The sequence below is a fragment of the Paraburkholderia sp. JHI869 genome, assembly GCF_038900775.1.
GTDB lineage: Bacteria > Pseudomonadota > Gammaproteobacteria > Burkholderiales > Burkholderiaceae > Paraburkholderia.
Map to the genome: position 1 here is coordinate 1 of NZ_JAYMSC010000062.1, position 22290 is coordinate 22290.

The 22290-nt window shown below is 65.1% G+C and carries 18 protein-coding genes and 1 pseudogene; 7 read left to right on the top strand and 12 right to left on the bottom strand.

All coding sequences use genetic code 11. The features are described 5' to 3' along the window. Window positions 1-365 precede the first annotated feature (365 nt). From VSR72_RS43145 to VSR72_RS43155, 3 genes are all read left to right on the top strand, one after another. Window positions 366-602, top strand: a complete 237-nt coding sequence (locus tag VSR72_RS43145; protein WP_342958283.1) for a DUF3311 domain-containing protein — start codon at window positions 366-368, stop codon at window positions 600-602. After that, window positions 599-2149, top strand: a complete 1551-nt coding sequence (locus tag VSR72_RS43150) for a sodium:solute symporter (RefSeq protein ID WP_342958284.1) — start codon at window positions 599-601, stop codon at window positions 2147-2149. The genes VSR72_RS43145 and VSR72_RS43150 overlap by 4 nt, the downstream gene beginning before the upstream one ends. 217 nt (window positions 2150-2366) lie before the next feature. Continuing rightward, window positions 2367-3476: an FUSC family protein gene (locus VSR72_RS43155; RefSeq protein WP_342958298.1), complete on the top strand. Its 1110-nt coding sequence runs from the start codon at window positions 2367-2369 to the stop codon at window positions 3474-3476. A 36-nt stretch (window positions 3477-3512) separates the two neighbouring features. Here VSR72_RS43155 and VSR72_RS43160 read toward each other — a convergent pair whose 3' ends face one another. From VSR72_RS43160 to VSR72_RS43180, 5 genes are all read right to left on the bottom strand, one after another. Then, on the bottom strand, window positions 3513-3935 hold the full coding sequence (locus tag VSR72_RS43160; protein WP_342958285.1) for a VOC family protein: 423 nt from the start codon (window positions 3933-3935) through the stop codon (window positions 3513-3515). Window positions 3936-4195: 260 nt separating this feature from the next. Then, window positions 4196-5155, bottom strand: a complete 960-nt coding sequence (gene tal, locus VSR72_RS43165; protein ID WP_342958286.1) for a transaldolase — start codon at window positions 5153-5155, stop codon at window positions 4196-4198. A 318-nt stretch (window positions 5156-5473) separates the two neighbouring features. Next, a complete protein-coding gene (locus tag VSR72_RS43170; protein WP_342958287.1) occupies window positions 5474-6700 on the bottom strand; it encodes a benzoate/H(+) symporter BenE family transporter in 1227 nt (408 codons plus the stop codon). 113 nt (window positions 6701-6813) lie between these two features. Next, window positions 6814-7986 (bottom strand): VWA domain-containing protein, encoded by a 1173-nt coding sequence (locus VSR72_RS43175; RefSeq protein ID WP_342958288.1) that lies wholly within the window; start codon window positions 7984-7986, stop codon window positions 6814-6816. Window positions 7987-8028: 42 nt separating this feature from the next. Further along, window positions 8029-8880 (bottom strand): MoxR family ATPase, encoded by an 852-nt coding sequence (locus VSR72_RS43180; RefSeq protein ID WP_342958289.1) that lies wholly within the window; start codon window positions 8878-8880, stop codon window positions 8029-8031. Between the two features lie 430 nt (window positions 8881-9310). Between VSR72_RS43180 and VSR72_RS43185 the strand changes: the two genes are divergently transcribed. Both VSR72_RS43185 and VSR72_RS43190 read left to right on the top strand, forming a co-directional pair. Further along, on the top strand, window positions 9311-9676 hold the full coding sequence (locus VSR72_RS43185; protein WP_342958290.1) for a c-type cytochrome: 366 nt from the start codon (window positions 9311-9313) through the stop codon (window positions 9674-9676). 18 nt (window positions 9677-9694) lie between these two features. Continuing rightward, window positions 9695-10090 (top strand): cytochrome c, encoded by a 396-nt coding sequence (locus VSR72_RS43190; RefSeq protein WP_342958291.1) that lies wholly within the window; start codon window positions 9695-9697, stop codon window positions 10088-10090. A 120-nt stretch (window positions 10091-10210) separates the two neighbouring features. On the opposite strand, the gene VSR72_RS43195 is transcribed toward VSR72_RS43190, so the two are convergent. From VSR72_RS43195 to rsxB, 3 genes are all read right to left on the bottom strand, one after another. Beyond that, on the bottom strand, window positions 10211-10645 hold the full coding sequence (locus VSR72_RS43195; RefSeq protein WP_158757325.1) for a DUF1841 family protein: 435 nt from the start codon (window positions 10643-10645) through the stop codon (window positions 10211-10213). Window positions 10646-10725: 80 nt separating this feature from the next. Then, window positions 10726-11370, bottom strand: coding sequence for an endonuclease III (gene nth, locus VSR72_RS43200; protein WP_342958292.1), 645 nt, complete (start codon window positions 11368-11370; stop codon window positions 10726-10728). A gap of 36 nt (window positions 11371-11406) precedes the next feature. Next, complete coding sequence (gene rsxB, locus VSR72_RS43205; protein WP_342958293.1) at window positions 11407-12246, bottom strand: electron transport complex subunit RsxB; 840 nt, start codon at window positions 12244-12246, stop codon at window positions 11407-11409. A gap of 459 nt (window positions 12247-12705) precedes the next feature. On the opposite strand from rsxB, the gene VSR72_RS43210 reads away from it, so the two are divergent. Next, window positions 12706-13338 (top strand): TetR family transcriptional regulator, encoded by a 633-nt coding sequence (locus VSR72_RS43210; RefSeq protein ID WP_342958294.1) that lies wholly within the window; start codon window positions 12706-12708, stop codon window positions 13336-13338. A 181-nt stretch (window positions 13339-13519) separates the two neighbouring features. Here the strand turns inward: VSR72_RS43210 and phaZ are convergent. The 3 genes and pseudogenes from phaZ to VSR72_RS43225 all read right to left on the bottom strand — a co-directional run. Beyond that, window positions 13520-14755, bottom strand: a pseudogene (phaZ, locus tag VSR72_RS43215) (polyhydroxyalkanoate depolymerase); the annotation flags it as partial. A gap of 306 nt (window positions 14756-15061) precedes the next feature. Beyond that, window positions 15062-16924, bottom strand: a complete 1863-nt coding sequence (locus tag VSR72_RS43220; RefSeq protein ID WP_342958295.1) for a glycoside hydrolase family 15 protein — start codon at window positions 16922-16924, stop codon at window positions 15062-15064. A gap of 178 nt (window positions 16925-17102) precedes the next feature. After that, window positions 17103-17252: a DUF3096 domain-containing protein gene (locus VSR72_RS43225; protein WP_081771773.1), complete on the bottom strand. Its 150-nt coding sequence runs from the start codon at window positions 17250-17252 to the stop codon at window positions 17103-17105. Window positions 17253-17487: 235 nt separating this feature from the next. Here VSR72_RS43225 and VSR72_RS43230 point away from each other — a divergent pair, with 235 nt between their 5' ends. Beyond that, a complete protein-coding gene (locus tag VSR72_RS43230) occupies window positions 17488-18780 on the top strand; it encodes a lactonase family protein (RefSeq protein WP_342958296.1) in 1293 nt (430 codons plus the stop codon). A gap of 67 nt (window positions 18781-18847) precedes the next feature. Here the strand turns inward: VSR72_RS43230 and VSR72_RS43235 are convergent. Next, window positions 18848-22290: DNA translocase FtsK (locus VSR72_RS43235; RefSeq protein WP_342958297.1), on the bottom strand; the 3443-nt coding region annotated here is incomplete at its 5' end.

The following is a 22290-nucleotide window of genomic DNA, read 5'->3' on the forward strand; positions in this document are numbered from 1 at the left end:
TTACGTTCTCTCGGTCTCCCATCGGTTAGCCGGTAGTCGACCAACCGATCCGAACCGCCGTGTACGGACCCGTACGCACGGTGGTGTGGGAGGGGTCGGGCCGCGAGGCCTGCCCCTATCCCGATCGTCCGCATACCGTATTTCCGGGCAATTTTCTCGACGTTGCGCAAGGCGTTGGCTCTTGACAACGTCCTCGGAATTGGGGTCCGCCCTGCTTGACCGTGCGGCGTGGCCTCGATACTCTTTTCAGCGCTTTCGGGGACCTTGCGGACTATCCGTCTGTGAGGCCATCGGCCGCCTCACGCCGGGCGGCGGACCGCAAACAAAGCCAGGCCGCATAACTACATAAGCAACGAGGAGACGTCATGGCTCACGACGCCGACGCCGGAAAATCAAGCAAGCATTGGCTATGGCTTTTGCTGCTGCCCTGGATCGCGATGATCTGGGTGCCGTCGTACAACAAGATCGAACCCACTCTGTGGGACTTCCCGTTTTTCTACTGGTATCAGCTTCTCTGGGTGCTGATCAGCGCTGCCATTACCGCGCTCGTCTACTTCAAGACGAAGACCCGCAGCAAGGGTGATGCAGGGGGCGCGCAATGAACGTCACAGCAACCGCAGTCTTTATCCTGTTCTTCCTCGGCGTCACGGTACTCGGCTTCTTTGCCGCGCGCTGGCGCAAGGGCGATCTGGCGCATCTCGAAGAGTGGGGCCTGGGCGGCCGCCGCTTCGGCACGATCGTCACCTGGTTCCTGCTCGGCGGCGACCTCTACACTGCGTACACTTTCGTCGCCGTGCCGGCGCTCGTGTTCGGTGCAGGCGCAACGGGTTTCTTCGCGCTGCCGTACACGATCCTGATCTATCCGTTCGCCTTCGTCGTGTTCCCGAAGCTTTGGGCCGTCGCGAAGCGCCATCAATACGTCACCTCGGCCGACTTCGTGAGCGCGCGCTATGGCAGCCGCATGCTCGGGCTCGCCATCGCCGTGACGGGCATCGTCGCGACCATGCCGTATATCGCGCTGCAGCTCGTGGGTATCGAAGTGGTGATCGGTGCGCTCGGCTTCGACACGACGGGCTTCGTCGGCGATCTGCCGCTCATCATCGCGTTCGCGATTCTCGCCGCGTACACGTACACGTCGGGTCTGCGCGCGCCGGCCATGATCGCGGTGGTGAAGGACATCCTCATCTACATCACGATCATCGTTGCGATCATCGTGATTCCCGCGCAGATGGGCGGTTTCGGCCACATCTTCGGCGCGGTGCCGCCGGCCAAGCTGCTGCTCAAGTCGCCGGATGCCACGAGTTTGAACGGCTATAGCGCCTACGCGACTCTGGCGGTGGGTTCGGCGCTCGCGCTGTTCCTGTACCCGCACTCGGTCACGGCGATTCTGTCGTCGTCGTCGGGCAACACCATTCGCCGCAACATGGCGATGCTGCCCGCGTACTCGCTGGTGCTCGGTCTGCTCGCGCTGCTCGGCTACATGGCGCTCGCCTCGGGTGTGAAGGACATGCCGGAATTCGCGCCGTACTTCAAGGCCTTCGGTCCGAACTTCGCGGTGCCTGCGCTGTTCCTGCACTTCTTCCCGTCGTGGTTCGTGGGCGTGGCGTTCGCGGCCATCGGTATCGGCGCGCTGGTTCCGGCGGCGATCATGTCGATTGCTGCGGCCAACCTGTACACGCGCAACATCCACAAGGAGTTCATCAACCGCAACATGAATCACGAGCAGGAGACCAACATCGCCAAGCTGGTCTCGCTGATCGTGAAGGTCGGCGCGGTGGCGTTCATCCTGGGCCTGCCGCTTACGTACGCGATCCAGTTGCAACTGCTCGGCGGGATCTGGATCATCCAGACGCTGCCCGCCATCGTGCTCGGTCTCTACACGCGCATGCTCGACTATCGCGGTCTGCTGGTGGGTTGGGCGGCCGGCATTGCCACGGGCACGTGGATGGCGATCTCGTTGCAGCTGAAGGGCTCGATCTTCACGATCCACCTGTTCGGCATGGCGATTCCGGGCTACGCCGCGGTGTGGTCGCTGATCGTGAACCTCGTGGTCGCAATCGTCGTGTCGGCACTCGTGCACGTGGTCGGCATGCAGAAGGGCGCGGACCGTACGCGTCCGGAAGACTATCTCGACGTCGTCGAGGGTTGATCCGCTCATGCCCGGCGCATGCCGCCGGGTGTGATTCGTACCCGATGCCCGCAACACACAGTTGCGGGCATTTGTTTTTCTGGTGCACGATGATTGCTGATCTGGCTCACGTTCAGCCCGCGCCATGGCCTTATCCGAAACCGAATCCCGTTCCCCATCCGGTCGCAGCGGCGCACAGCGCCTGCGAGCGCCGCGCCGCCGTTCGCGCGTGGCGCGCATGTGGCGCGCGCTGACTTCGCCGTACTATCGCTACCGCAACGCGAAGATCATTCACAGCGTGCGCGTGGGCCTCGCGATGCTCGCCTCGATTCTCGCGACCTCGGGCATCAATATTCCGCACGGCATCTGGGCGTCGGTCACGCTGCTCGTTGTGATCGGCGGGCTGCAGCACCAGGGCAACATCCGCAAGAAGGCCGCCGAGCGCGCGCTCGGCACGCTGCTCGGCGCCGTGATCGGGCTCACGCTCATCGTCTTGCAGGCCATCACCGGTTCCGTGCCGCTCACCTATGTCCTGATGTCGCTCGTGGCCGCCGTGTGCGGCTATTACGCCATCGGCAAGCCGGGCTACGTCGCGCTGCTGGCCGCCATCACCATGTGCATCGTCGCGGGCCACGGCGACAACCTCATCGATACGGGCCTCTGGCGCACGCTCAATGTGATGATCGGCATTGTCATCGCGCTGGTGTTTTCGTTTGCCTTGCCGCTGCACGCCACGTATTCGTGGCGCTACAGCCTCGCCGACAATCTGCGCGAATGCGCGTGCCTGTATGCGCAGGTGGCGAACGGCGTGCACGTCGATTCCGACGAGCAGGTGCGGACTTTCATGCGCCTGAACGCGCGGCTCGTGCAACTGCGCGCACTGATGCCTTCGGTGGCCAAGGAGATCGACGTGCCGCTCGCGCGGCTCGAGCAGGTGCAGCGCCTGCATCGCTCGCTTCTGAGTGCGCTGGAAATGCTCTGCACCGGCACCGGCAGCTATGAGCAGGCGCTCGTGCGTGTCGCGTTCGCAGAGCGCAGCGAGACGGTGCGCCGTGCGTTGCTCGCCACGGCACGGGCGCTGAGGTTTGGCGGCGGGCGTCACCCCGAGGCGGCGCAGGAGGCGCTGCGCCCGCCCACGGCGACGGTGGTGGAGGGGGCAGGTGAGGCGGGTGTGCGCGTTCAGGAAGGTATGCCGTCTGAGCCGCAGGGCTGCCCCGAGCCGCAGATGCAGGGGCCGTACTGGCTCAGCCTGCGAGTGGAGGAGCAGGTGGAGCGCCTGCGCGCGCTCCTGCTCGAGACCGAACCGCGCTGGAACATCGAGCGCGCCGCGACGCACCGCATGGTGTGACGCCGGGCGCGCAATGCCCGTTGTGGCGGCAGTCGATCAGGCTTGCTCGTGCGGCGCCGAGAGCATCCACGGCACGCCGAACTTGTCGGTCAGCATGCCGAAGCCGGGCGACCAGAAGGTCTTCTGGAACGGCATCGTGACCGTGCCGCCTTTGGCCAGCGCGTTGAAGTAGCGTTCGGCCGTGGCGATGTCGGGCCCGGTCAGCGAGACGCCGAAGCCTAGAAACTTGTCGTTTTGCGTCATGCAGCCGCCGTCGGACACCATGATCTGCGCGTCGCCGATCTGGAGCGTCGCGTGCATGATCTTTTCGGCCATTTCGGGCGGCATGGGGCGCTCGGGGTCCGGCGGCGCTTCCTTGAAGCGCATCTTCATCACTTCTTTCGCGCCAAGCGCTTCGGCATAGAACGCGATCGCTTCGTCGCAATTGCCGGGGTAAAAGAGATAGGGCTGGATTTGCATCGTCGGTTTCCTTGCGGACGGGACGTTGGCCGGCCTTTTCGTGCGAGGGTGTGCACGGGGCCGGATCGTGCGGCGGGTTGCGCCGCTGCCCTGATTCTAGGCGCGCACCAGGGCGTTACCGAGTGATGTGTCGTCAGGGTTTGCGAGAGCGCAGAGTGGAACGGGCATTGCAGGGGCGGCAGCAAAACAAAGGGCCGCACATGCGGCATGTGCGGCCCTCGGTCGGTACTTCGATGCGCTCGGCAGGGAGCGCGGGCGCGTTACTTCGCGCGCAGCTCTTCGATCATCTTTTCGAGCTTGACCGCATCCGCAGCGAACGCGCGGATGCCTTCAGCGAGCTTCTCGGTCGCCATGGCGTCTTCGTTGAGTTGGAAGCGGAACGACGGCTCGTCCACGGCCACGCGCTCGATCTTCGCGTCCTTGAACGCTTCCGGCGAAAGCTTGCGCTCGACCTTCTCGGTGCTGTCCTGGAGCTTTTGCAGCAGGTCCGGGCTGATGGTGAGCAGGTCGCAGCCGGCCAGTTCGACGATCTGGCTCGTGTTGCGGAAGCTCGCGCCCATCACCTCGGTCTTGTGGCCGAACTTCTTGTAGTACGCGTAGATCTTGCGCACCGACTGCACGCCCGGGTCGTTCGCGCCGCCGTCCTTCGCGTCGTCCCAGTCGGCGCCCTTGGCCTTCTTGTACCAGTCGTAGATACGGCCGACGAACGGCGAGATGAGCTGCGCGCCCGCTTCGGCGCACGCGGCGGCCTGCGCGAGCGAGAACAGCAGCGTCATGTTGCAGTGGATGCCGTCCTTTTGCAGCACTTCGGCGGCGCGGATGCCTTCCCAGGTCGAGGCGAGCTTGATCAGCACGCGCTCGCGGCCGATGCCGGCCTGCTTGTACAGCTCGATGATGTGGTGCGCCTTGTCGATCGACTTTTTCGTGTCGAACGAGAGGCGGGCATCCACTTCGGTCGAGACGCGGCCGGGGATGATCTTGAGGATTTCGGTGCCGAACGCGATCAGCAGATGGTCGATGATCGACTCGAGCGATTCGCTCGCGTGATCGCGCACGGTTTTTTCGAGCAGCGGGCGGTACTCGGCTTTCTGAACCGCCTTGAGGATCAGCGACGGGTTGGTCGTCGCGTCCTGCGGCTTGTACTGCACGAATTGCTGGAAGTCGCCCGTATCGGCGACGACGGTGGTGTACTGCTTGAGCTGGTCGAGTGCGGTAGTCATGTCAGGCCTTGTGGGCGCGTGCGCGCCTGCATCGGTGAGAGTTGAACGGCCGGTGCGCTTCAGGCTTGAGCCTGGGGCGCGCCGGGCGGAACGCGAAATGGCGCTGCGCCGCTGCGGCCTGGCTCGCGCGGATGACGCAAGCAGCCGGGCGTGGCGCATTTTGCCGCGCGCTTGCGCGCGGCCTACTTCATCATTTTATGGCGGAAACGCTTGGCGTTGCGTTTCACGCGGGCATGGCGCACGCCAAACGCGCCGCACGCGCCGTGCCAGCGGCGCTGGCGGGTGCTGGCAGGCGCATGTGGCGGCGGCCCGGACACATCAGGCGCGCCGCGCGTTCAGCACGAACTGCGTGATCACACCCGCCACGAGCCCCCAGAACGCCGCGCCGATGGAGAGCAGCGTGAGCCCGGAAGCCGTCACCATAAAGGTGATGAGCGCGGCTTCACGCTCCTTCGGGTTCTGCATCGCGTTGGTGAGGCCGCTCATGATCGAGCCGAACAGCGCGAGCGCGGCAATCGACACCACGAGCGCCTGCGGGAACGCCGCGAACAGCGCCGCGATGGTCGCGCCGAAGGTGCCGGCGATCAGGTAGAAGATGCCGCACCACACGGCCGCCATATAGCGCTTCGTGCGGTCTTCGTGGGCGTGCGGGCCGGTGCAGATCGCCGCCGTGATCGCGGCGAGATTCACGCCGTGCGAGCCGAACGGCGCGAGCACGAGCGAGGCGAGTCCCGTGGTGGCGATGAGCGGCGAGGAGGGCGCGGCGGTGTGGTCGTAGCCGTCGGCGCGCAGCACGGCAATGCCTGGCACGTTCTGCGAGGCCATCGCCACGACGAAGAGCGGAATGCCGATGCTCACCACCGCCGTGAGCGAGAACGCCGGCATCGTGAACACGGGCTTGGCCACCGCCACGCGGAAGTGGCTGAAGTCGAGCAGCCCGAGCACGGCGGCAGCGGCGATGCCGATCACGAGCGTCGCGACGATCGCATAGCGCGGCACGAGGCGCTTCACGATCAGATAGCCGAAGAACATCGTGAGCACGAGCGGCGTCTGCACCTGCGCGGCGTGGAAGATCTCGATGCCGATCTCGAACAGGATGCCCGCAAGCAGCGCCGCGGCGATGCCCGCGGGAATGCGCTTCATGAGCGTGTCGAACCAGCCGGTGAGGCCCACGGCCGTGAGCAGCACGGCGCAGACGATGTACGCGCCGATCGCCTCGGCATAGGGCACGTGCGGCAGCGAGCTGATGAGGAGCGCGGCGCCCGGCGTGGACCACGCGACCACGATCGGCGCGCGGAACCACAGCGAGAGACCGATGGTGGTCAGCGCCATGCCGATCGAAAGCGCCCAGATCCACGAAGAAATCTGTGCGTCGGAGAGGTGCGCGGCCTGGCCGGCCTGAAACATCAGCACGAGCGAGCTGGTGTAGCCGGTCATCATCGCGACGAAGCCGGCCACGATCGTGGCGACCGAGGTATCGGCGAAGGGCCGCAGCGGTCCCGGCCTGAACGTCGCGGGCAGGTCGGGGGAAGAAGGGGCGGTCATGCTGGTGGTCTCCAGATTTTGTGTGGCTATGACGACATCGGGCGGCGCGGCCTGAAGACACCTTCAGGCACGCGCCGCCTCGAATAAGCGGAAAAGGGCGGGAGTGCTGGCGCCTATTTGCTCAGCACGCGCATGGCCGTTTCGAGCCCGGCGACGGTGAGCGGGTACATGCGGTGGCCGAGAATCTCGCGGATGATCGACACCGACTGGCGGTACTCCCATAGTCGCTCGGGCTCGGGGTTGAGCCAGGCGAAATGCGGGAACTGGTCGGCGAGACGGCGCAGCCACACGGCGCCCGCTTCGGGGTTGTTGTACTCGACCGAGCCGCCCGGCTGCAGCACTTCATAGGGGCTCATCGTGGCGTCGCCCACGAAAATGAGCTTGTAGTCGGGCGTGAACTTGTGCAGCAGGTCCCACGTGGGCGTGCGCTCCGCGTGGCGGCGGCGATTGTTCTTCCACAGGTGGTCGTAGACGCAGTTGTGGAAGTAGTAGAACTCGAGATGCTTGAATTCGGCCTTGGCCGCCGAAAACAGCTCTTCCGTGCGTTTGATGTGATCGTCCATCGAGCCGCCCACGTCGAGCAGCATCAGCACTTTCACTTTGTTGTGGCGCTCCGGCACCATCTTGAGGTCGAGCCAGCCTGCGTTCGCGGCGGTGCTGCGGATCGTGTCGCCCAGGTCCAGTTCTTCAGCTGCGCCTTCGCGCGCGAAGCGGCGCAGGCGGCGCAACGCGACCTTGATATTGCGCGTGCCGATTTCGACCTGATCGTCGTAATCGCGGTACGCGCGCGCGTCCCACACTTTCACGGCGCTGCGCTGGCCGCCTTCGCCGCCAATGCGGATGCCCTCGGGGTTATAGCCGCCGTGGCCGAAGGGCGAGGTGCCGCCCGTGCCGATCCACTTGCTGCCGCCCTCGTGGCGCTCCTTCTGTTCTTCGAAGAGTTCCTTCAGGCGCTCCATGAGCTTGTCGAGCCCGCCCATCGCTTCGATCTGCGCGCGCTGTTCAGGCGTGAAGTCGCGTTCCAGACGCTTCTTGAGCCAGTCTTCGGGAATCTCGAAGGCGAGTTCGGACTTCTTCTCGATGCCGCGAAAATACGCGCCGAACGCCTGATCGAAGCGGTCGAAGTACTGCTCGTCTTTCACGAGCGTCATGCGCGCGAGGTAGTAGAAGTCGTCCAGCGAGGGGGCGATCACACGCTCCTTGAGCGCTTCGACGAGCGTCAGGTACTCCTTCACGGAAACCGGCAGCTTCGCGTCGCGCAGCGTGTAGAAGAAGTCGATCAGCATGCGGTGTCTCCGGCTTTCGCGCGCAGGGTCCTTATCAACGGTTCAACGGTTGTGACGGTTCATGTAGATGAGGCGCTCGAACAGCGTCATGTCCTGCTCGTTCTTGAGCAGTGCGCCCGCGAGCGGCGGCATGGACTTCGAGCCGTCTGCCGCGCGCAGCGCCGAGGGCGGAATCTCTTCGGCGAGCAGCAGCTTCAACCAGTCGAGCAGTTCGGACGTAGACGGCTTTTTCTTCAGGCCCGCGACGTTGCGCAGTTCGAAGAAGCTTTCCATGGCCGCGTTGAGCAGTTCCTTGCGGATGCCCGGATAGTGCACTTCGACGATTTGCTGCATCGTCGCCGGATCGGGAAAGCTGATGTAGTGGAAGAAGCAGCGGCGCAGGAAAGCGTCGGGCAGCTCCTTCTCGTTGTTCGACGTGATGATGACGAGCGGACGCTGCTTCGCCTTGATGAGCTGGCGCGTCTCGTAGACGTAGAACTCCATGCGGTCGAGTTCGCGCAAGAGGTCGTTCGGGAACTCGATATCGGCCTTGTCGATTTCGTCGATGAGCAGCACGCTTTGCTCTTCCGACTCGAACGCCTGCCACAGCACGCCTTTCACGATGTAGTTGGCGATGTCCTTCACGCGCTCGTCACCGAGCTGCGAGTCGCGCAGGCGCGAAACCGCGTCGTACTCGTAGAGCCCTTGCTGCGCCTTCGTGGTGGACTTGATGTGCCACTGCATGAGCGGCATACCCAGCGCCGCGGCCACTTCTTCGGCCAGCATGGTCTTGCCCGTGCCGGGCTCGCCCTTGATGAGCAGGGGACGCTTCAGCGTCATCGCGGCATTGACCGCGAGCTTGAGGTCGTCGGTGGCGACGTATTGCGATGAGCCTTCGAAACGCGTGGCGCGCATGGTGAATCCGCTCGCTGGGAAAAAAATCCCAGTATAAGTCAGATGGGGTGTTGCGTCGGCGCGCCACCGCGTATCGTTGGGTCCGCGCTTTGGGGCACGGTCGCAAGCGCTGCCAGCCCGCTTCCAGCCGCTTCGCGATGGTGTGCGGCGAGTCCGTTGCGCGTGCCAGGGTTCCTCCGGGTTGTCTGCGGGCGAGCCAGCGCGCCAGGCCGCTGCGGGCCCTTCGCGGGGCCGCCATGAGGCCGTGCCAGGCGCTCCGAGGCCCGCCAGGCGTGGCGCGGCCGGTGGACGGCCGGCGCGGCGTCGCGGTATACTCGGACCGATTTTTTTCGGCCTGCACGGCGACCCCAAAAGTAAAACAGCAGTAATGCGGCGCAGGCCGTGGCCTGCGGTTCGGGCGTTCGAATCCCCTCAAGCCAGGTTGGATGCTATGAAAAAAATTGTCGGCAAGCACGTCATCACGGGCGTAATAACCATGCTGGCGTGCTTCGCGGTCACGGCTCACGCGGACATCGTGGGCAACGCGAAGGCGGGTCAGGACAAGGTGGCGATGTGTATCGGCTGTCATGGTATTCCCGACTACCGCACCGCTTACCCCGAGGTCTACCACGTGCCCATTCTGGGCGGCCAGAACGCGCAGTACATCATGAACGCGTTGCTCGCCTACAAGAAGGGTGACCGGCATTTCGAGACGATGCACGCGATCGCGACCTCGCTCACCGAGCAGGACATCGCCGACATCGCGGCCTACTATGCGTCGCAAACGGCCGCGTCGAAAGACAATCCGAATAAATAACCGGCAGGTGGAGAACCCATGAACAAGCCCAACACGGCTGTGCCTTCGTTTGCCGGTGCAACCATCAAGCTCGCAGGCGCCGGACTTGCGCTGGCCGCCGCGCTCGCGCTCAATCCCGCGCACGCGGCCGACGCGTCCAACGGCAAGGTCCTCGCCGACAGCCACAACTGCGCGGCCTGTCACGGACCGGGCCTGAACAAGCCTGTGAGCCCCGAATATCCCAAGCTCGCCGGCCAGCACGCCGACTACATCTACTGGGCGCTGCGCCAGTACCAGATGGGCACGAGCAATCCGCACCTCGGCCGCAACAATCCGATCATGCAGGCGCAGGTGCAGAGCCTCTCGCAGAGCGATATGAAGGATCTCGCCGCGTATATCGAGTCGCTCAGCGGCGACCTCATCAACAAGAAGTAAGCGTGAGCACGGCGCGCGTCATGCGTGCCGCATCATGTGAAACACCCCGCGTGGGCCTCGTTTTCGGCGAGGCGTTCGCGGGGTGTTTTTTTTGCGGGTTCGCTGGCTAAGGTCGCGTTTTCAGTCACGAGAAGCGCGGCGCTCTATGCGCATGAGATACGCGTCGGTGTCGGGCGGCGTGTTTGTACGCTGCGCTTCCCAGATCGTTTCGCCGAGGCACTCCATGATCGCGTGCTGCGCGTCGTGCGTGGAGCCCATGCGTGCGGCAAGCCGGTCGTGCGCGGCGCGGATGCCGGGCGGCTGGTCGATGGAAAGCTGCTCGCTGATCGCGAGGTGCATCGACAGATGCAGGAACGGGTTGCTCTGGCCGCGCTCGGGCGAGTAATCCTGCGCGGCGGCCGCATCGGCGTCGGCGAGTTCGGCGTGATATTCGGGGTGCTCGACGATCCAGTCGGCGGCAATCGCCTCAAGCGGCGTGAGGATCTCGCCCGCGCGCTGCTTGCGCCAGGTCTCGGTAAAAAAGCGGCGGACTTCGTCGCGGCTGGGATTGAACATCTTGAGTCGGTCGTATCGGTGAGGCGCTGCATCGTGCAACGCCTGGGTCGGTCATTTTACGCCCGGGAGCGCGTGCTCGCTCAGAGCTCCGGCGGCGGCGTCTTCGGCTTGAACTCGCACAGCGGCTCGATCACGCAATGCCAGCATTCGGGCCGGCGCGCCTTGCACACATAGCGGCCATGCAGGATGAGCCAGTGATGCGCGTCCTGGAGGAACTCCGGCGGTGTGAATTTTTCGAGCGCGGTTTCGACGGCGCGCACGTCCTTGCCGGGCGCGAGGCCCGTTCGGTTCGCAACCCGAAAGATATGCGTGTCCACGGCAATGGTCGGTTGGCCGAAGGCCGTGTTGAGCACGACGTTCGCCGTCTTGCGGCCCACACCCGGCAGGGCTTCGAGCGCCTCGCGCGTGGGCGGCACCTCGCTCGCGTATTGCTCGATGAGAATGCGGCAGGTCGCGATGACGTTCTTGGCCTTGGTGCGATAAAGCCCGATCGTCTTGATGTAATCGGCCACGCCTTCCTCGCCCAGCGCGAACACCGTTTCCGGCGTGCTGGCGACCGGAAACATCCGGCGCATGGCCTTGTTGACCGAAACGTCCGTGGCCTGCGCGGAGAGCATCACGGCGATCAGGAGTTCGAACGGCGTGCTGAACTCAAGCTCGGTAGTGGGATGCGGATTGAGGCTTTGCAGCGTTTCGTAAATGGCGCGGCGCTTGGTGGCGTTCATGCTCGTTGTGCGTGGGGCCGTTGGCGGTGCTCAGCGCTATTGCGCGGGTTTGTCGTCGTCGTTGGGCGGCGAGTCCGATGCATTCGACTCGATACCGATGCGCTTGCGGCGCGCTTCGGCGGCATCGATCTGCGCCTGCACGTCGGCACTCACATGCTCGACGTTGCGCGGTCCCACACCCTGTTCGGCCAGTTCCGCCTTCTTGCGTCGCGCGCGGTCGAGCGCCGCCTGGATGATCGCTTTCTTCTTTGCTTCGGCGTCGTCAGCGGGAGGACTAGCGCTTTGCGTAGCGGTGTCTTGCGCTGCCTGGGCCTGCGGTGCGCTCGTGGCGGCGCGGCGTGCGGCGGCGCGCGCCTCGGCCGCGTTGCGCTCGGCGGTCTGGCGCGCAGCGCGCCGGTCATGGCGCACACGGGCTTCGTCCGCCTGCTGCTGCGTCCATGCGTCCCAGCCAGTCGCTTCGCCCGTAACGGGAATCATTGCGATGCAGTCGACCGGGCAGGGCGCGACGCACAGGTCGCAGCCCGTGCATTGATCCTTGACGATGGTGTGCATCTGCTTGGGCGCGCCGACGATCGCGTCGACGGGACATGCCTGCATGCACAACGTGCAGCCGATGCACAGTTGCTCGTCGATGAACGCCACCGGACGCGGACGCTCCACGCCGTTGTCCGGATTGATCGGGATGACGGGTTTGCCGAGCAGTTTCGCGAGGCGCTCGACGCCTTCCAGTCCGCCGGGCGGGCACTGGTTGTAATTGGCGGTGCCGGCGGCGACGGCTTCGGCATAGGGCCGGCAGCCGTCGTAGCCGCACTTCGTGCATTGGGTCTGGGGCAGCAGATCTTCAATGCGATCTGCGAGTGTTTTGGGATCGTTCACGTTGGATACATCGGGGCGGGCCAGGCGCTCGCGCGACCCCAGGCGCACAGGGTCTCGCGCAAGGTCTCGCACCTGGCCAGACAGGGCGCATACGCACAGCGCCAAAGCTTGCATTATCGCCGATTTCCCGCATTGCCATCGGCGGGCCATGTGCCATAATCAAAGCGCTTAATGCGAAACGCTTTGCGGTTCAGGGGAATCAGTAGACGTAAAGCGTGGGCGCAATGCACAGGCATTTCGCGTTGTGTCTCGCACGCAGCAGACAGGGGGAAGAACGATGTCGGCTCGCAACGACATCAAACAAACAAGAAGGAACGCAAGACCGTAGGTCGGAGGGTGTCTGTCCATTAACCTGGCGCGCCCCGCACAACGTTGTCGATACCAGGGCTAGGAGAGGCCCGGCGTGATACTGCCCGACAACGCTTACCGGACAACGCGGCTTAACGAGATCCTGCCACCATGAATCAGCCAAAAATCAAAAGAGATCCTGAAGGCACGCGCCGCCGCATTCTGCTCGCCGCGGCGGAAGAATTTGCCAATGGCGGCCTGTTCGGCGCTCGCGTCGACCAGATCGCGCGGCGCGCGGAAACCAATGAGCGCATGCTCTATTACTACTTCGGCAGCAAGGAGCAACTGTTCACGGCAGTCCTTGAGCACGCATTCGGCGCGCTCAATGAAGCCGAACGCGCGCTCGACCTGGCGGGGCTCGCACCCGTCGAGGCGATCACGCGGCTCGCGCATTTCGTGTGGGACTACTATCGCGACAATCCCGAACTGCTGCGGCTCGTGAACAACGAGAATCTGCACGAGGCGCGATATATGCAGAAGTCCACACGAATTCGCGAGATGATCTCGCCGATCGTGGCGACGCTCGGCTCGATTCTCACGCGCGGCGAATCCGCGGGTCTGTTCCGCCCGAGCATCGATCCGTTGCGCCTTTATGTGACGCTGTCGGGCATGGGCTACTACATCGTCTCGAACCGTTACACGCTCAACGCCACACTCGGTCGCGACTTCAGCACGACGTCCGAGCGCGCGGAAATCATTCAGCTCAACACGGAGATGTTGCTCGCGTACCTCATGCGCAAGTAGTGCGCGGCGAATTCGCGAGATCGTTTCACGCTCCACAAACGCCACGCGCCGTCCAGGGACGGCGCGCGGGTTGTGCTGCGAGTGCGCTCTAGTGAAGCGCGAGCCCTTGTCAGGCGACAGCGCCTTCCGCTGAGCGGCCGCGGGCAGAAGGCTGCTTGCCCTTTTGGCCTGCGGCCTGCTGGTGCTGGCGGATGAAATCGCGCAGTTGCGGATAGATGATCGTGCGCCAGCGGCGGCCCGAGAAGATGCCGTAGTGGCCGCACTTCTCGGCGGTCAGATGATGCTTGTTCGCCTCGGGAATGCCCGTGCACAGATCGTGCGCGGCGCGCGTCTGGCCCGCGCCCGAAATGTCGTCGAGCTCGCCTTCGATCGTGAAGAGCGCCGTGTCGCGAATATCCTGCGGGCGCACGCGAACGCCCGCCACATCCCACGTGCCTTCAGCGAGGCTGAAATCCTGGAACACGGTGCGGATGGTCTCGAGGTAATACTCGGCGGCCATGTCGAGCACCGCGTTGTACTCGTCGTAGAACTGGCGATGTGCTTCGGCGTCCTCTTCGTCGCCGCGCAAGAGGCTCTTGTAGAAGTCCCAGTGCGCCGTGGTGTGGCGGCCCGGATTCATCGCGACGAAACCCGCGTGCTGCAGGAAGCCCGGATACACCTCGCGCCCTTCGCCCGGATAGTTCGCCGGCACGGTGTGGATCACGTTGTTCGCAAACCAGTCGAGCGAATGTTCCGTGGCGAGCGAGTTGACGGCGGTGGGGCTGCGGCGCGCGTCGATCGGGCCGCCCATCATCGTCATCGTGAGCGGGGTGTCTTCGCCGCGGCTCGCCAAGAGCGAGATGGCTGCGAGCACAGGCACCGTAGGCTGACAAACGGACAGCACGTGCAGATTCTTCGCGCCGATGTGGCGGATGAATTCCTGGATATACGCCACGTAGTCGTCGAGATGGAACGCACCGGCTTCGAGCGGCACCATGCGCGCGTCGATCCAGTCGGTGATGTACACCTTGTGGTCCTGCAGCAGCGTGCGCACGGTGTCGCGCAACAGCGTGGAGTGATGGCCCGAGAGCGGCGCGCACACGAGCACGGCGGGCTCGTCCTTGAGCGCGGCCACGGCGCCGCTGTCGTCGGCGTAGCGCTTGAAGCGCAGCAGGCGGCAAAACGGCTTCTCGATGATGGTCTGCTCGACGATCGGAATATTGAAGCCGTCCTTCACGATCTGGCGAAGGTTGAACTCGGGCTTCTCGTAGTCCTTGCCAAGGCGATAGAGCAGTTCGTAGCCTGCGGCGAAGCGCGTGGCGCCAGGCACGAGTGAAAACGGGCTCGTCGGATTCGAGAACGATTTCGAGGCGGCCTGGGCCCAGGCGGTCAGCGGGCTGAGCAACGCGCGCTGGAATTCACGGATTTGATAGAGCATGGGCGCTCCGGCTTCTTCAAGGAGCGGTTCGCACCCGGGTCGCGCGCGGATGAGGCGCGGAGCAGATGCGGGCCGGCAAGGTTGGTCGGTCAGTCAGGTTGTTTATCGGCCGCCGCCCGGGGGGCTTTAGCGCGGGCAGGCCCGAATGCGTCTTGCAGCTCGTGACTGCAAGCGCGCTGCAAGGCGGCACACGCGTTTCGCCCCGTTGCCAGGCGGCGCGGACGGTACTGTTCTGTCCGGCTGTTGTGCAACGCAGCATCCCTAGTGTACCCCAGCCCGCGAAAACGTCCAGGCGCTTTCGAACATTCACGATGCAGATACAACAGCTGGCTCGGCCGACGCGCCGTCGACCGCAGGGTGCCCCGTTTCCTTCGCCATCTCCTGTTCGTGCCGCATGAGGTTCAGACCCGTATGCACGAGCGCCACATGCGAGAACGCCTGCGGGAAGTTGCCGACCAGACGCCCCGCAATGGGGTCATATTCCTCGGCGAGCAATCCCACGTCGTTGGCGAGCGAAAGCAGGCGCTCGTACATGGCGCGTGCGTCGTCCATGCGGCCTTGCAGGGCCAGGTTGTCGACCATCCAGAAGCTGCACGCGAGGAAGGTGCCTTCGCCCGGAGGCAGTCCGTCGTTGAATTCCGTGGTGCGATAGCGCATCACAAAACCTTCACACATGAGATCGCGCTCGATCGCCGCGACCGTGCCGGCAATGCGCGGATCCGCCGCAGGCAGGAAGCCGACCAGCGGCATGAGCAGCAGGCTTGCGTCGAGATCGGTACCGCCGTAGATCTGCGTGAAGGAGTTCAGCTCCTTGTTGAAGCTGCGCTCGCAAATGGTCGCGTGGATCGTCGAGCGCAGTTCGCGCCAGTGATCGAGCGGACCGGGCAGGTCGAATTTTTCCGCCGATTTGATCGCGCGGTCGAACGCGACCCACGCCATCACCTTCGAGAACGTGAAATGCTGGCGGCCGCCGCGCGTTTCCCAGATGCCTTCGTCAGGCTTGGTCCAGATCGTCTCCAGGTGTTCGAGCATCGCGCACTGGATCGACCATGCAGTGTCGTCGGCCTGCAGGCCGCCCACGCGCGCGAGGTGCAGCGCGTTCATCACTTCGCCGTACACGTCGAGCTGCAACTGGCCTACCGCGTTGTTGCCCACGCGCACCGGCTTCGCGCCTTCGTAGCCGGGCAGCCAGTCGAGTTCGAATTCGGGCAGGCGGCGCTCGCCGGCGAGCCCGTACATGATTTGCAACTGGGAGGGCGAGCCTGCCATCACACGGCCGAGCCACGCGCGCCAGGCCCGCGCCTCGTCGTAGTAGCCGCCGCGCATCATCGCGAGCAGCGTGATGGTCGCGTCGCGCAGCCAGCAGTAGCGGTAGTCCCAGTTGCGCGTGCCGCCCAGCTGTTCGGGCAGCGACGTGGTGGGCGCGGCGACAATGCCGCCGGTGGGCTCGTACGCGAGCGCCTTGAGCGTGATGAGCGAGCGGCGGATGGGTTCGGCCCAGCGGCCTTCCACGGTGCTGCGCGAGGCCCATTCGGTCCAGAAGTTTTCGGTGCGCGCAAGCGCCGTGAACGGGTCGCGCGGCGGCGGCAGGCGCAAGTGCGAGGCCGCATACGAAAGCGAAAACGGCACGCGCTCGCCTTCTTTCACGTCGAACTGCGCGACGGTGTGCATGTTCTCGCCCTGGAGGTCCACCGGCGTGCGCAGCACGACCGTGTCCGGACCCACCGTGGCCTTGATGCCGCTCTCGTAGGTGAGGCGGCTCACCCACGGCACCGAAAAGCCGTAGTCGAAGCGCAGCACGAGCTGGCTTTCCATGCGCACGGTGCCGCGCCGCCCCACGACGATGCGCACGAGTTCGGACCAGCCGTTGCCGGGCGGCATGAAGTCGATGAGCGTCACCGCGCCTTCGGGCGTTTCGAAGTCGGTTTCGAGGATCAGCGTGTCGCCGCGATAGCGGCGCGTGGTCTTGATCTCCACTTTCGCGCCATCTTCGGGCTGCGCGGGCGCGATGAGCCAGCGGCCGTTTTCCTCGGTGCCGAGGAGGGCGGCGAAGCACGCGCCAGAGTCGAAGCGCGGCCAGCAGAGCCAGTCGATGGATCCGTCACGGGAAACGAGCGCGGCCGTGTGGCCGTCGCCGATCAATGCGTAGTCTTCAATGGGTGCGGGCATAGTAAGCAGATTGACAGCGTTGCTCGAAAACGAAAGCCGCTCGCCGCAAGCAGCGCGCGGCGTGCACGCACAAGAGTAGTGGCAGCGGGGCCGCCTGCGCAATGCGTTTTGCGCAGCAGCACGCGCAAATACCCATCTCGCCTGTGTCAACAAACGCCGGCGAGCGTGGTCAGGCGCCTCACAGATGCCCACCCACGCCGAACAGCCCGATAACCCCGATGATGATCAGATACAGCGCGACGATGTAATTGAGCAGGCGCGGCACGGCGAGAATCAGAATGCCTGCGATGAGCGCGACGAGCGGCCCGATGGCGACGTGAATGTTCATGACGGCTCCCTGGTTGCGGCGGGTTTCGAACCTTTGCGTTGATCCCTTTATTGCTTCGATCTTTTGCGATTCTTCCGGCTTGGACTCGTCACTGCGCGCTTGCGGGGCGGGTGCTCGCGACCTCTCTTATACTGGGCCGGTGTCCCATGTATCAGACGAAAGCGAGACGAATACGGTCGGCGTCTCGACGAGGGCCGACCCGCTCGCCTCAATCGACAAGAAAAAGGAGGTCGACATGTTCCTTCGCCGTGCCGCCGCAATCGCCGTGCCTGCGCCCTCCCGCTCGTTTGCCAGTTCAAGTACCCATTCGCGCCGCACTGCGCGCGGACCCGCGCATCTGCTCACACAGCTCATCAAAGGTGTTGTCATCATGGCTTCCGTCGCCGCGACGCATGTGTTCGCGCAATCCGCTTCCACGACCGCGCCCGCGGGCGGTGTCTACAACCTTATCGTCGGCACCTATACGGCGGGCAAGAGCGAGGGCCTGTACGTCTACCACTTCGATACGCAGACGGGCGACATGCAGCAGGTCAGCGTGGCGAAAACGGTGAATCCGTCGTTTCTCGTGGTGAGCAAGGACAACCGCTTCGTCTACGCCGTGAACGAGTTGCCCGGCGACAACGGTCCCGCGAGTCTGCGCGGCGACGTGAGCGCGTTCGGCTTCGATGCCGCAAGCGGTCAGCTCACGTTCCTCAACAAGGTATCGGCGCAGGGCAACGATCCGTGCTACCTGAGCCTCTCGCCGGACGGCCGCTATCTCTTCGTGGCGAACTATTCGGTCGCCGCCGACCCGGGCGGCAGCTTCGCAGTCCTGCCCGTGCAGCAGGACGGCAAGCTCGGCGAGTCCGTGCTGACCGTGCATCACGAAGGCGGTGGGCCCGTGAAGGGGCGTCAGGACAATGCGCACGTGCACTCGACGGTGTTTTCGCCGGATGGTCACTACCTCTTCACCCAGGATCTCGGCACCGACAAGCTGTGGACTTATCTCTACACGCCGGACGGCAGTCGTGGCCTCGTGAGCCCGACCGAGTGGCGCTACACGGATGTGAAGTCAGGCAGCGGCCCGCGTCACCTGATCTTCGGCAATGACGGCCGTCATGCGTATCTCACGAGCGAGTTGGCTGCCACCGTGACGGTGTTTGCGTATCACGATGGCCACATGAAGCTGGAGCAGGTGGAGAAGCTGGCGGAGCCGGGCTTCAAGGGCACGCAGGGCGCCGCGGCGTTGCATCTTTCGCCGGACGGCAAGTTCCTCTACGTCTCGAATCGCGGCGACGCCAACGACATTTCGATCTTCGCCGTCGATGGCGACAGCGGCAAGTTGAAGCGCGTGGGGCGGCAGTCGAGCCTCGGCAAGTCGCCGCGCGAGTTCGCGATCGATCCGACCGGCCAGTGGCTCATCGTCGGCAACCAGAATAGCGATACCGCCTACGTGTTCCGCCGCGATCAGCAGACCGGCTTGCTCGAGCCGAACCCGAAGCGCATCGATATCGGCTCGCCGGTCGATTTCAAGTTCGTCGCGCGGTGACGTCGGTAATGACGTGCTCAGTTGCACGTTGAGTTGAGGAAAGAAGGCGCGAAGCGCGCCTTCTTCTTTACTCGCCCTGGCCGCCGCCGGGCACGAGCACCTCGCGGCTGCCGTTAATGCCCATCGGCGAAACGAGGCCCGCGGTTTCCATCTGCTCGACGAGGCGTGCGGCGCGGTTGTAGCCGATGCGCAGTTGCCGTTGCACCGACGAGATCGACGCGCGCCGTGTGCGCACAACGAACGCCACGGCTTCGTCGTAGAGCGGATCGGCTTCGGCCTCGGGTGAATCGCCGAAGAGGTCCTGCGGCGCGCCTTCGCTTGCCGGGCCGTCGAGAATGCCTTCGACGTACTCGGGCTCGCCGAACTGCTTCAGGTACTCCACCACGGCGTGCACTTCCTCGTCCGCGACGAATGCGCCGTGCACGCGCTGCGGGTAGCCCGTGCCCGGCGGCAGGAACAGCATGTCGCCCTGGCCGAGCAGCGACTCGGCGCCCATCTGGTCGAGGATCGTGCGCGAGTCGATCTTCGACGACACCTGGAACGCCACGCGCGTCGGGATATTCGCCTTGATGAGGCCCGTGATGACGTCCACCGAAGGACGCTGCGTCGCGAGGATCAGGTGGATGCCGGCGGCGCGCGCCTTCTGTGCGAGACGCGCGATCAGCTCTTCGATCTTCTTGCCCGCGACCATCATGAGGTCGGCAAGCTCGTCGATCACGACCACGATCATCGGCAGCGGCGAGAGCGGCTCGGGCGCTTCGGGCGTGAGCGAGAACGGGTTGCCGATCTTCTTTTCCTGCGCTTCGGCGTCGCGGATCTTCTGGTTGAAGCCTGCGAGATTGCGCACGCCCACGGCCGACATCAGCCGATAGCGTTTCTCCATCTCGCCCACACACCAGTTGAGCGCGTTCGCGGCGAGCTTCATGTCGGTGACGACCGGCGCCAGCAGATGCGGAATGCCTTCGTACACCGAAAGCTCAAGCATCTTCGGGTCGATCATGATGAGCCGCACGTCCTCAGGCGTCGCCTTGTAGAGGAGCGAGAGGATCATCGCGTTGATCGCCACCGACTTGCCCGAGCCGGTCGTGCCGGCCACGAGCATGTGCGGCGCCTTGGCGAGGTCCGTAACGATCGGATGGCCGACGATGTCCTTGCCCATCGCGATCGTGAGCTTCGACTGCGAGCGATGGTAGGGCGCCGAGTCGAGGATCTCGGAGAGGCGGATCATCTGGCGGCGCGCATTGGGCAATTCGAGACCCATGCAGGTCTTGCCGGGAATCGTCTCGACCACGCGGATCGAGGTCAGGCCGAGGCCGCGCGAGAGATCCTTCATGAGGCCGACAATCTGGCTGCCGCGCACGCCAAGCGCGGGTTCCACTTCGAAGCGCGTGATGACCGGGCCCGCCGAGGCGCCGACCACGGTCACGGGGACCTTGAACTCCTGAAGACGCTGCTCGATGAGCTGGCTCGTTTCGGCAAGCTTCTGCTCGGAGACAGGTTCGATCTCCGACGATGCGCGCTCCAGCAATTCGAGCCCCGGCAGTTCGACCGCCGATGCGCTGAGCGGCTCGAACGCGAAGGACGTGGGCGCGTGGCCGCGCACGGGTGCGCGCTGGACGACGGGCTCGGGTGCTTCGACCGGTTCGGGTTCTGGCTCGGACTCGAAGTTGGGGCTCGCGGCGCCGGGTTCGGCCGCGATGGCCGGGTAGGGCGCCGCGATCGGGGTGGGGGCCGGCGTTGCAACCGGTGTCGCAACCGGCGCTGCGGCCTGCGAGAGATTCGGCGTGTGCGTGGCCTCGACGGGTGCGGGACGGCTTTCCGGCTGCGGTTCGGCGACCCATGGCGGCGTTGCTGCGGGTGCCGGCGTTTGCGGCGCAGCGGCGACGGTTGTTGCATCGGTTGTTGCATCAATTGCCGGTGCCCGAAATGCCGGCGCGCCAATCGCAGGAATCGCAGGCACGGTCTCAGGCGCTGCGTTCTCAACCCCTTGCGTTTCGTCGAAAGACGCGGGGTGCTCGTCGACGATGTGCACAACAGGGGCAAAAGACTCGCTCGCCGTTTGCTCTGCCACCGGCGAAGGCGCTGCGTCGAATGGCGTCGTGGGAGCTGCATGCGCAACCGTGGGCGCGGCATGGATTGGCGTCGCGTGCGCGGATGTATCGAACGTGCTGCCGTAGGTGCCGTACGCGGATGCGTCGCGCGTCGCCGTCGACGCCGTATCGACGACCTCGGCGCGGGTGCTTATGTCGAACGGTTGCTCGCTAGTGGGCGCTACGTGATGCACAGCCGTCGCGGCATTGTCGGGCTGCGCCTCACGAGCGAAGCGGGGGAAGTGGACGATGTTCGACTCGGACGTTGTTTCAGGCTCGTCGAGCACTTCGTGCAGATCGTGTGATCCGGCGGGAGCGGGTTGCTCGGCCTGCGCGCTTGCTGCAACCGGTGTATGCGTGGCTGCGTGCGATGGCGCCGGTGCCGATGCCGCAACGGGGGAAGACGGGACGGCAGGCGCGTGCACCTGGTCCTGCACCGTCGACGGGGCGAACGTGTAAAACGGCTCGGCGGCGTGCGCTTCGGCGGGGGCGGCGGCCGACGGTTCGTCGTCGAGCAGGATCCACGGCATGCCGTGGTCGAGCGTTGGCCAGGGCGAAGGCGTTACGGTTTCCTCAGCCGCAGATTGCACAGGCTCGGCGTGAGTCGCCTGGCTCGATGCGCCCTGCGTGGCCTCGTCGGCGTGCGTATGAATCGGTTGCCAGGGAGTCGGCGCCGCCGTGTAGCCGGTGCTGACCGAATTCGTCGCCGCCGTTGCCGGGTTCTGAGCCGCGGCAGGGGAGGGGGCAGCGTGCGCAGCGTACGTCTCGCCTGTCGTCGTGTCGTACGGTTGCAGTGAGGCGCGCGCTTGCTCGAACGATTGCGCGCCCAGGTTTGGCAAAACGTAGTCACTGTCCTGATGCATGACCGGCGCGAACGTCGTTTCCAGCGATTCGCCCGAAGGCGTGACCGGCGCGGCCGCCGTCGCGATGTCCCGCGATGCGCTCGGGAATTGCGCGTACGTTTCTTCCTCGCCTGCGAGTGTGCCCGCTTCGTCCAGGGTGCGGCGTGCGAGGCTCGCGCCGGCGAGTGTCGTCCAGCGTGCGGCGTTCTCTTCGATCGAGCGCAACGTTTCGAGCACGCTCATCGACAGCGGTGCTTCCGTTTGCGGGGCGCTAGTGGGGGCGGGACGCGAGTAGGCGGGCGTTGCGGGCGGCGCGTCGGCCAGTTGCGAGGCGAACGGCGCGGTGCGCGGTGCGGCCATGGGCGGGCGAGGATTCACACGCGCGGGCTGTCCCTGCCAGACGTACGGGCGCGGCGGCTTCGCGACGCGGGGCGGCGCAGCGGCCGCGGCGCGCGCTGCCGTGCTGCCTGCGGCCGGTGGCGGCGCAGCGCGGCGCGGCGCGACTGGCTGCGCGAACGGCGACGTCAGTGGATCGAGCGGCGCCGGCGCCGAGCCAAACGCGGCGCTGCGCGCAGCGG

What these genes read in the sequence shown, in the direction of transcription:
- VSR72_RS43145 (WP_342958283.1), top strand. Translation starts at nt 366, where the DNA reads ATGGCTCACGACGCCGACGCCGGAAAATCAAGCAAGCATTGGCTATGG.
- VSR72_RS43150 (WP_342958284.1), top strand. Translation starts at nt 599, where the DNA reads ATGAACGTCACAGCAACCGCAGTCTTTATCCTGTTCTTCCTCGGCGTC.
- VSR72_RS43155 (WP_342958298.1), top strand. Translation starts at nt 2,367, where the DNA reads ATGTGGCGCGCGCTGACTTCGCCGTACTATCGCTACCGCAACGCGAAG.
- VSR72_RS43160 (WP_342958285.1), bottom strand. Translation starts at nt 3,935, where the DNA reads ATGCAAATCCAGCCCTATCTCTTTTACCCCGGCAATTGCGACGAAGCG.
- tal (WP_342958286.1), bottom strand. Translation starts at nt 5,155, where the DNA reads ATGACTACCGCACTCGACCAGCTCAAGCAGTACACCACCGTCGTCGCC.
- VSR72_RS43170 (WP_342958287.1), bottom strand. Translation starts at nt 6,700, where the DNA reads ATGACCGCCCCTTCTTCCCCCGACCTGCCCGCGACGTTCAGGCCGGGA.
- VSR72_RS43175 (WP_342958288.1), bottom strand. Translation starts at nt 7,986, where the DNA reads ATGCTGATCGACTTCTTCTACACGCTGCGCGACGCGAAGCTGCCGGTT.
- VSR72_RS43180 (WP_342958289.1), bottom strand. Translation starts at nt 8,880, where the DNA reads ATGCGCGCCACGCGTTTCGAAGGCTCATCGCAATACGTCGCCACCGAC.
- VSR72_RS43185 (WP_342958290.1), top strand. Translation starts at nt 9,311, where the DNA reads ATGAAAAAAATTGTCGGCAAGCACGTCATCACGGGCGTAATAACCATG.
- VSR72_RS43190 (WP_342958291.1), top strand. Translation starts at nt 9,695, where the DNA reads ATGAACAAGCCCAACACGGCTGTGCCTTCGTTTGCCGGTGCAACCATC.
- VSR72_RS43195 (WP_158757325.1), bottom strand. Translation starts at nt 10,645, where the DNA reads ATGTTCAATCCCAGCCGCGACGAAGTCCGCCGCTTTTTTACCGAGACC.
- nth (WP_342958292.1), bottom strand. Translation starts at nt 11,370, where the DNA reads ATGAACGCCACCAAGCGCCGCGCCATTTACGAAACGCTGCAAAGCCTC.
- VSR72_RS43210 (WP_342958294.1), top strand. Translation starts at nt 12,706, where the DNA reads ATGAATCAGCCAAAAATCAAAAGAGATCCTGAAGGCACGCGCCGCCGC.
- VSR72_RS43220 (WP_342958295.1), bottom strand. Translation starts at nt 16,924, where the DNA reads ATGCCCGCACCCATTGAAGACTACGCATTGATCGGCGACGGCCACACG.
- VSR72_RS43225 (WP_081771773.1), bottom strand. Translation starts at nt 17,252, where the DNA reads ATGAACATTCACGTCGCCATCGGGCCGCTCGTCGCGCTCATCGCAGGC.
- VSR72_RS43230 (WP_342958296.1), top strand. Translation starts at nt 17,488, where the DNA reads ATGTTCCTTCGCCGTGCCGCCGCAATCGCCGTGCCTGCGCCCTCCCGC.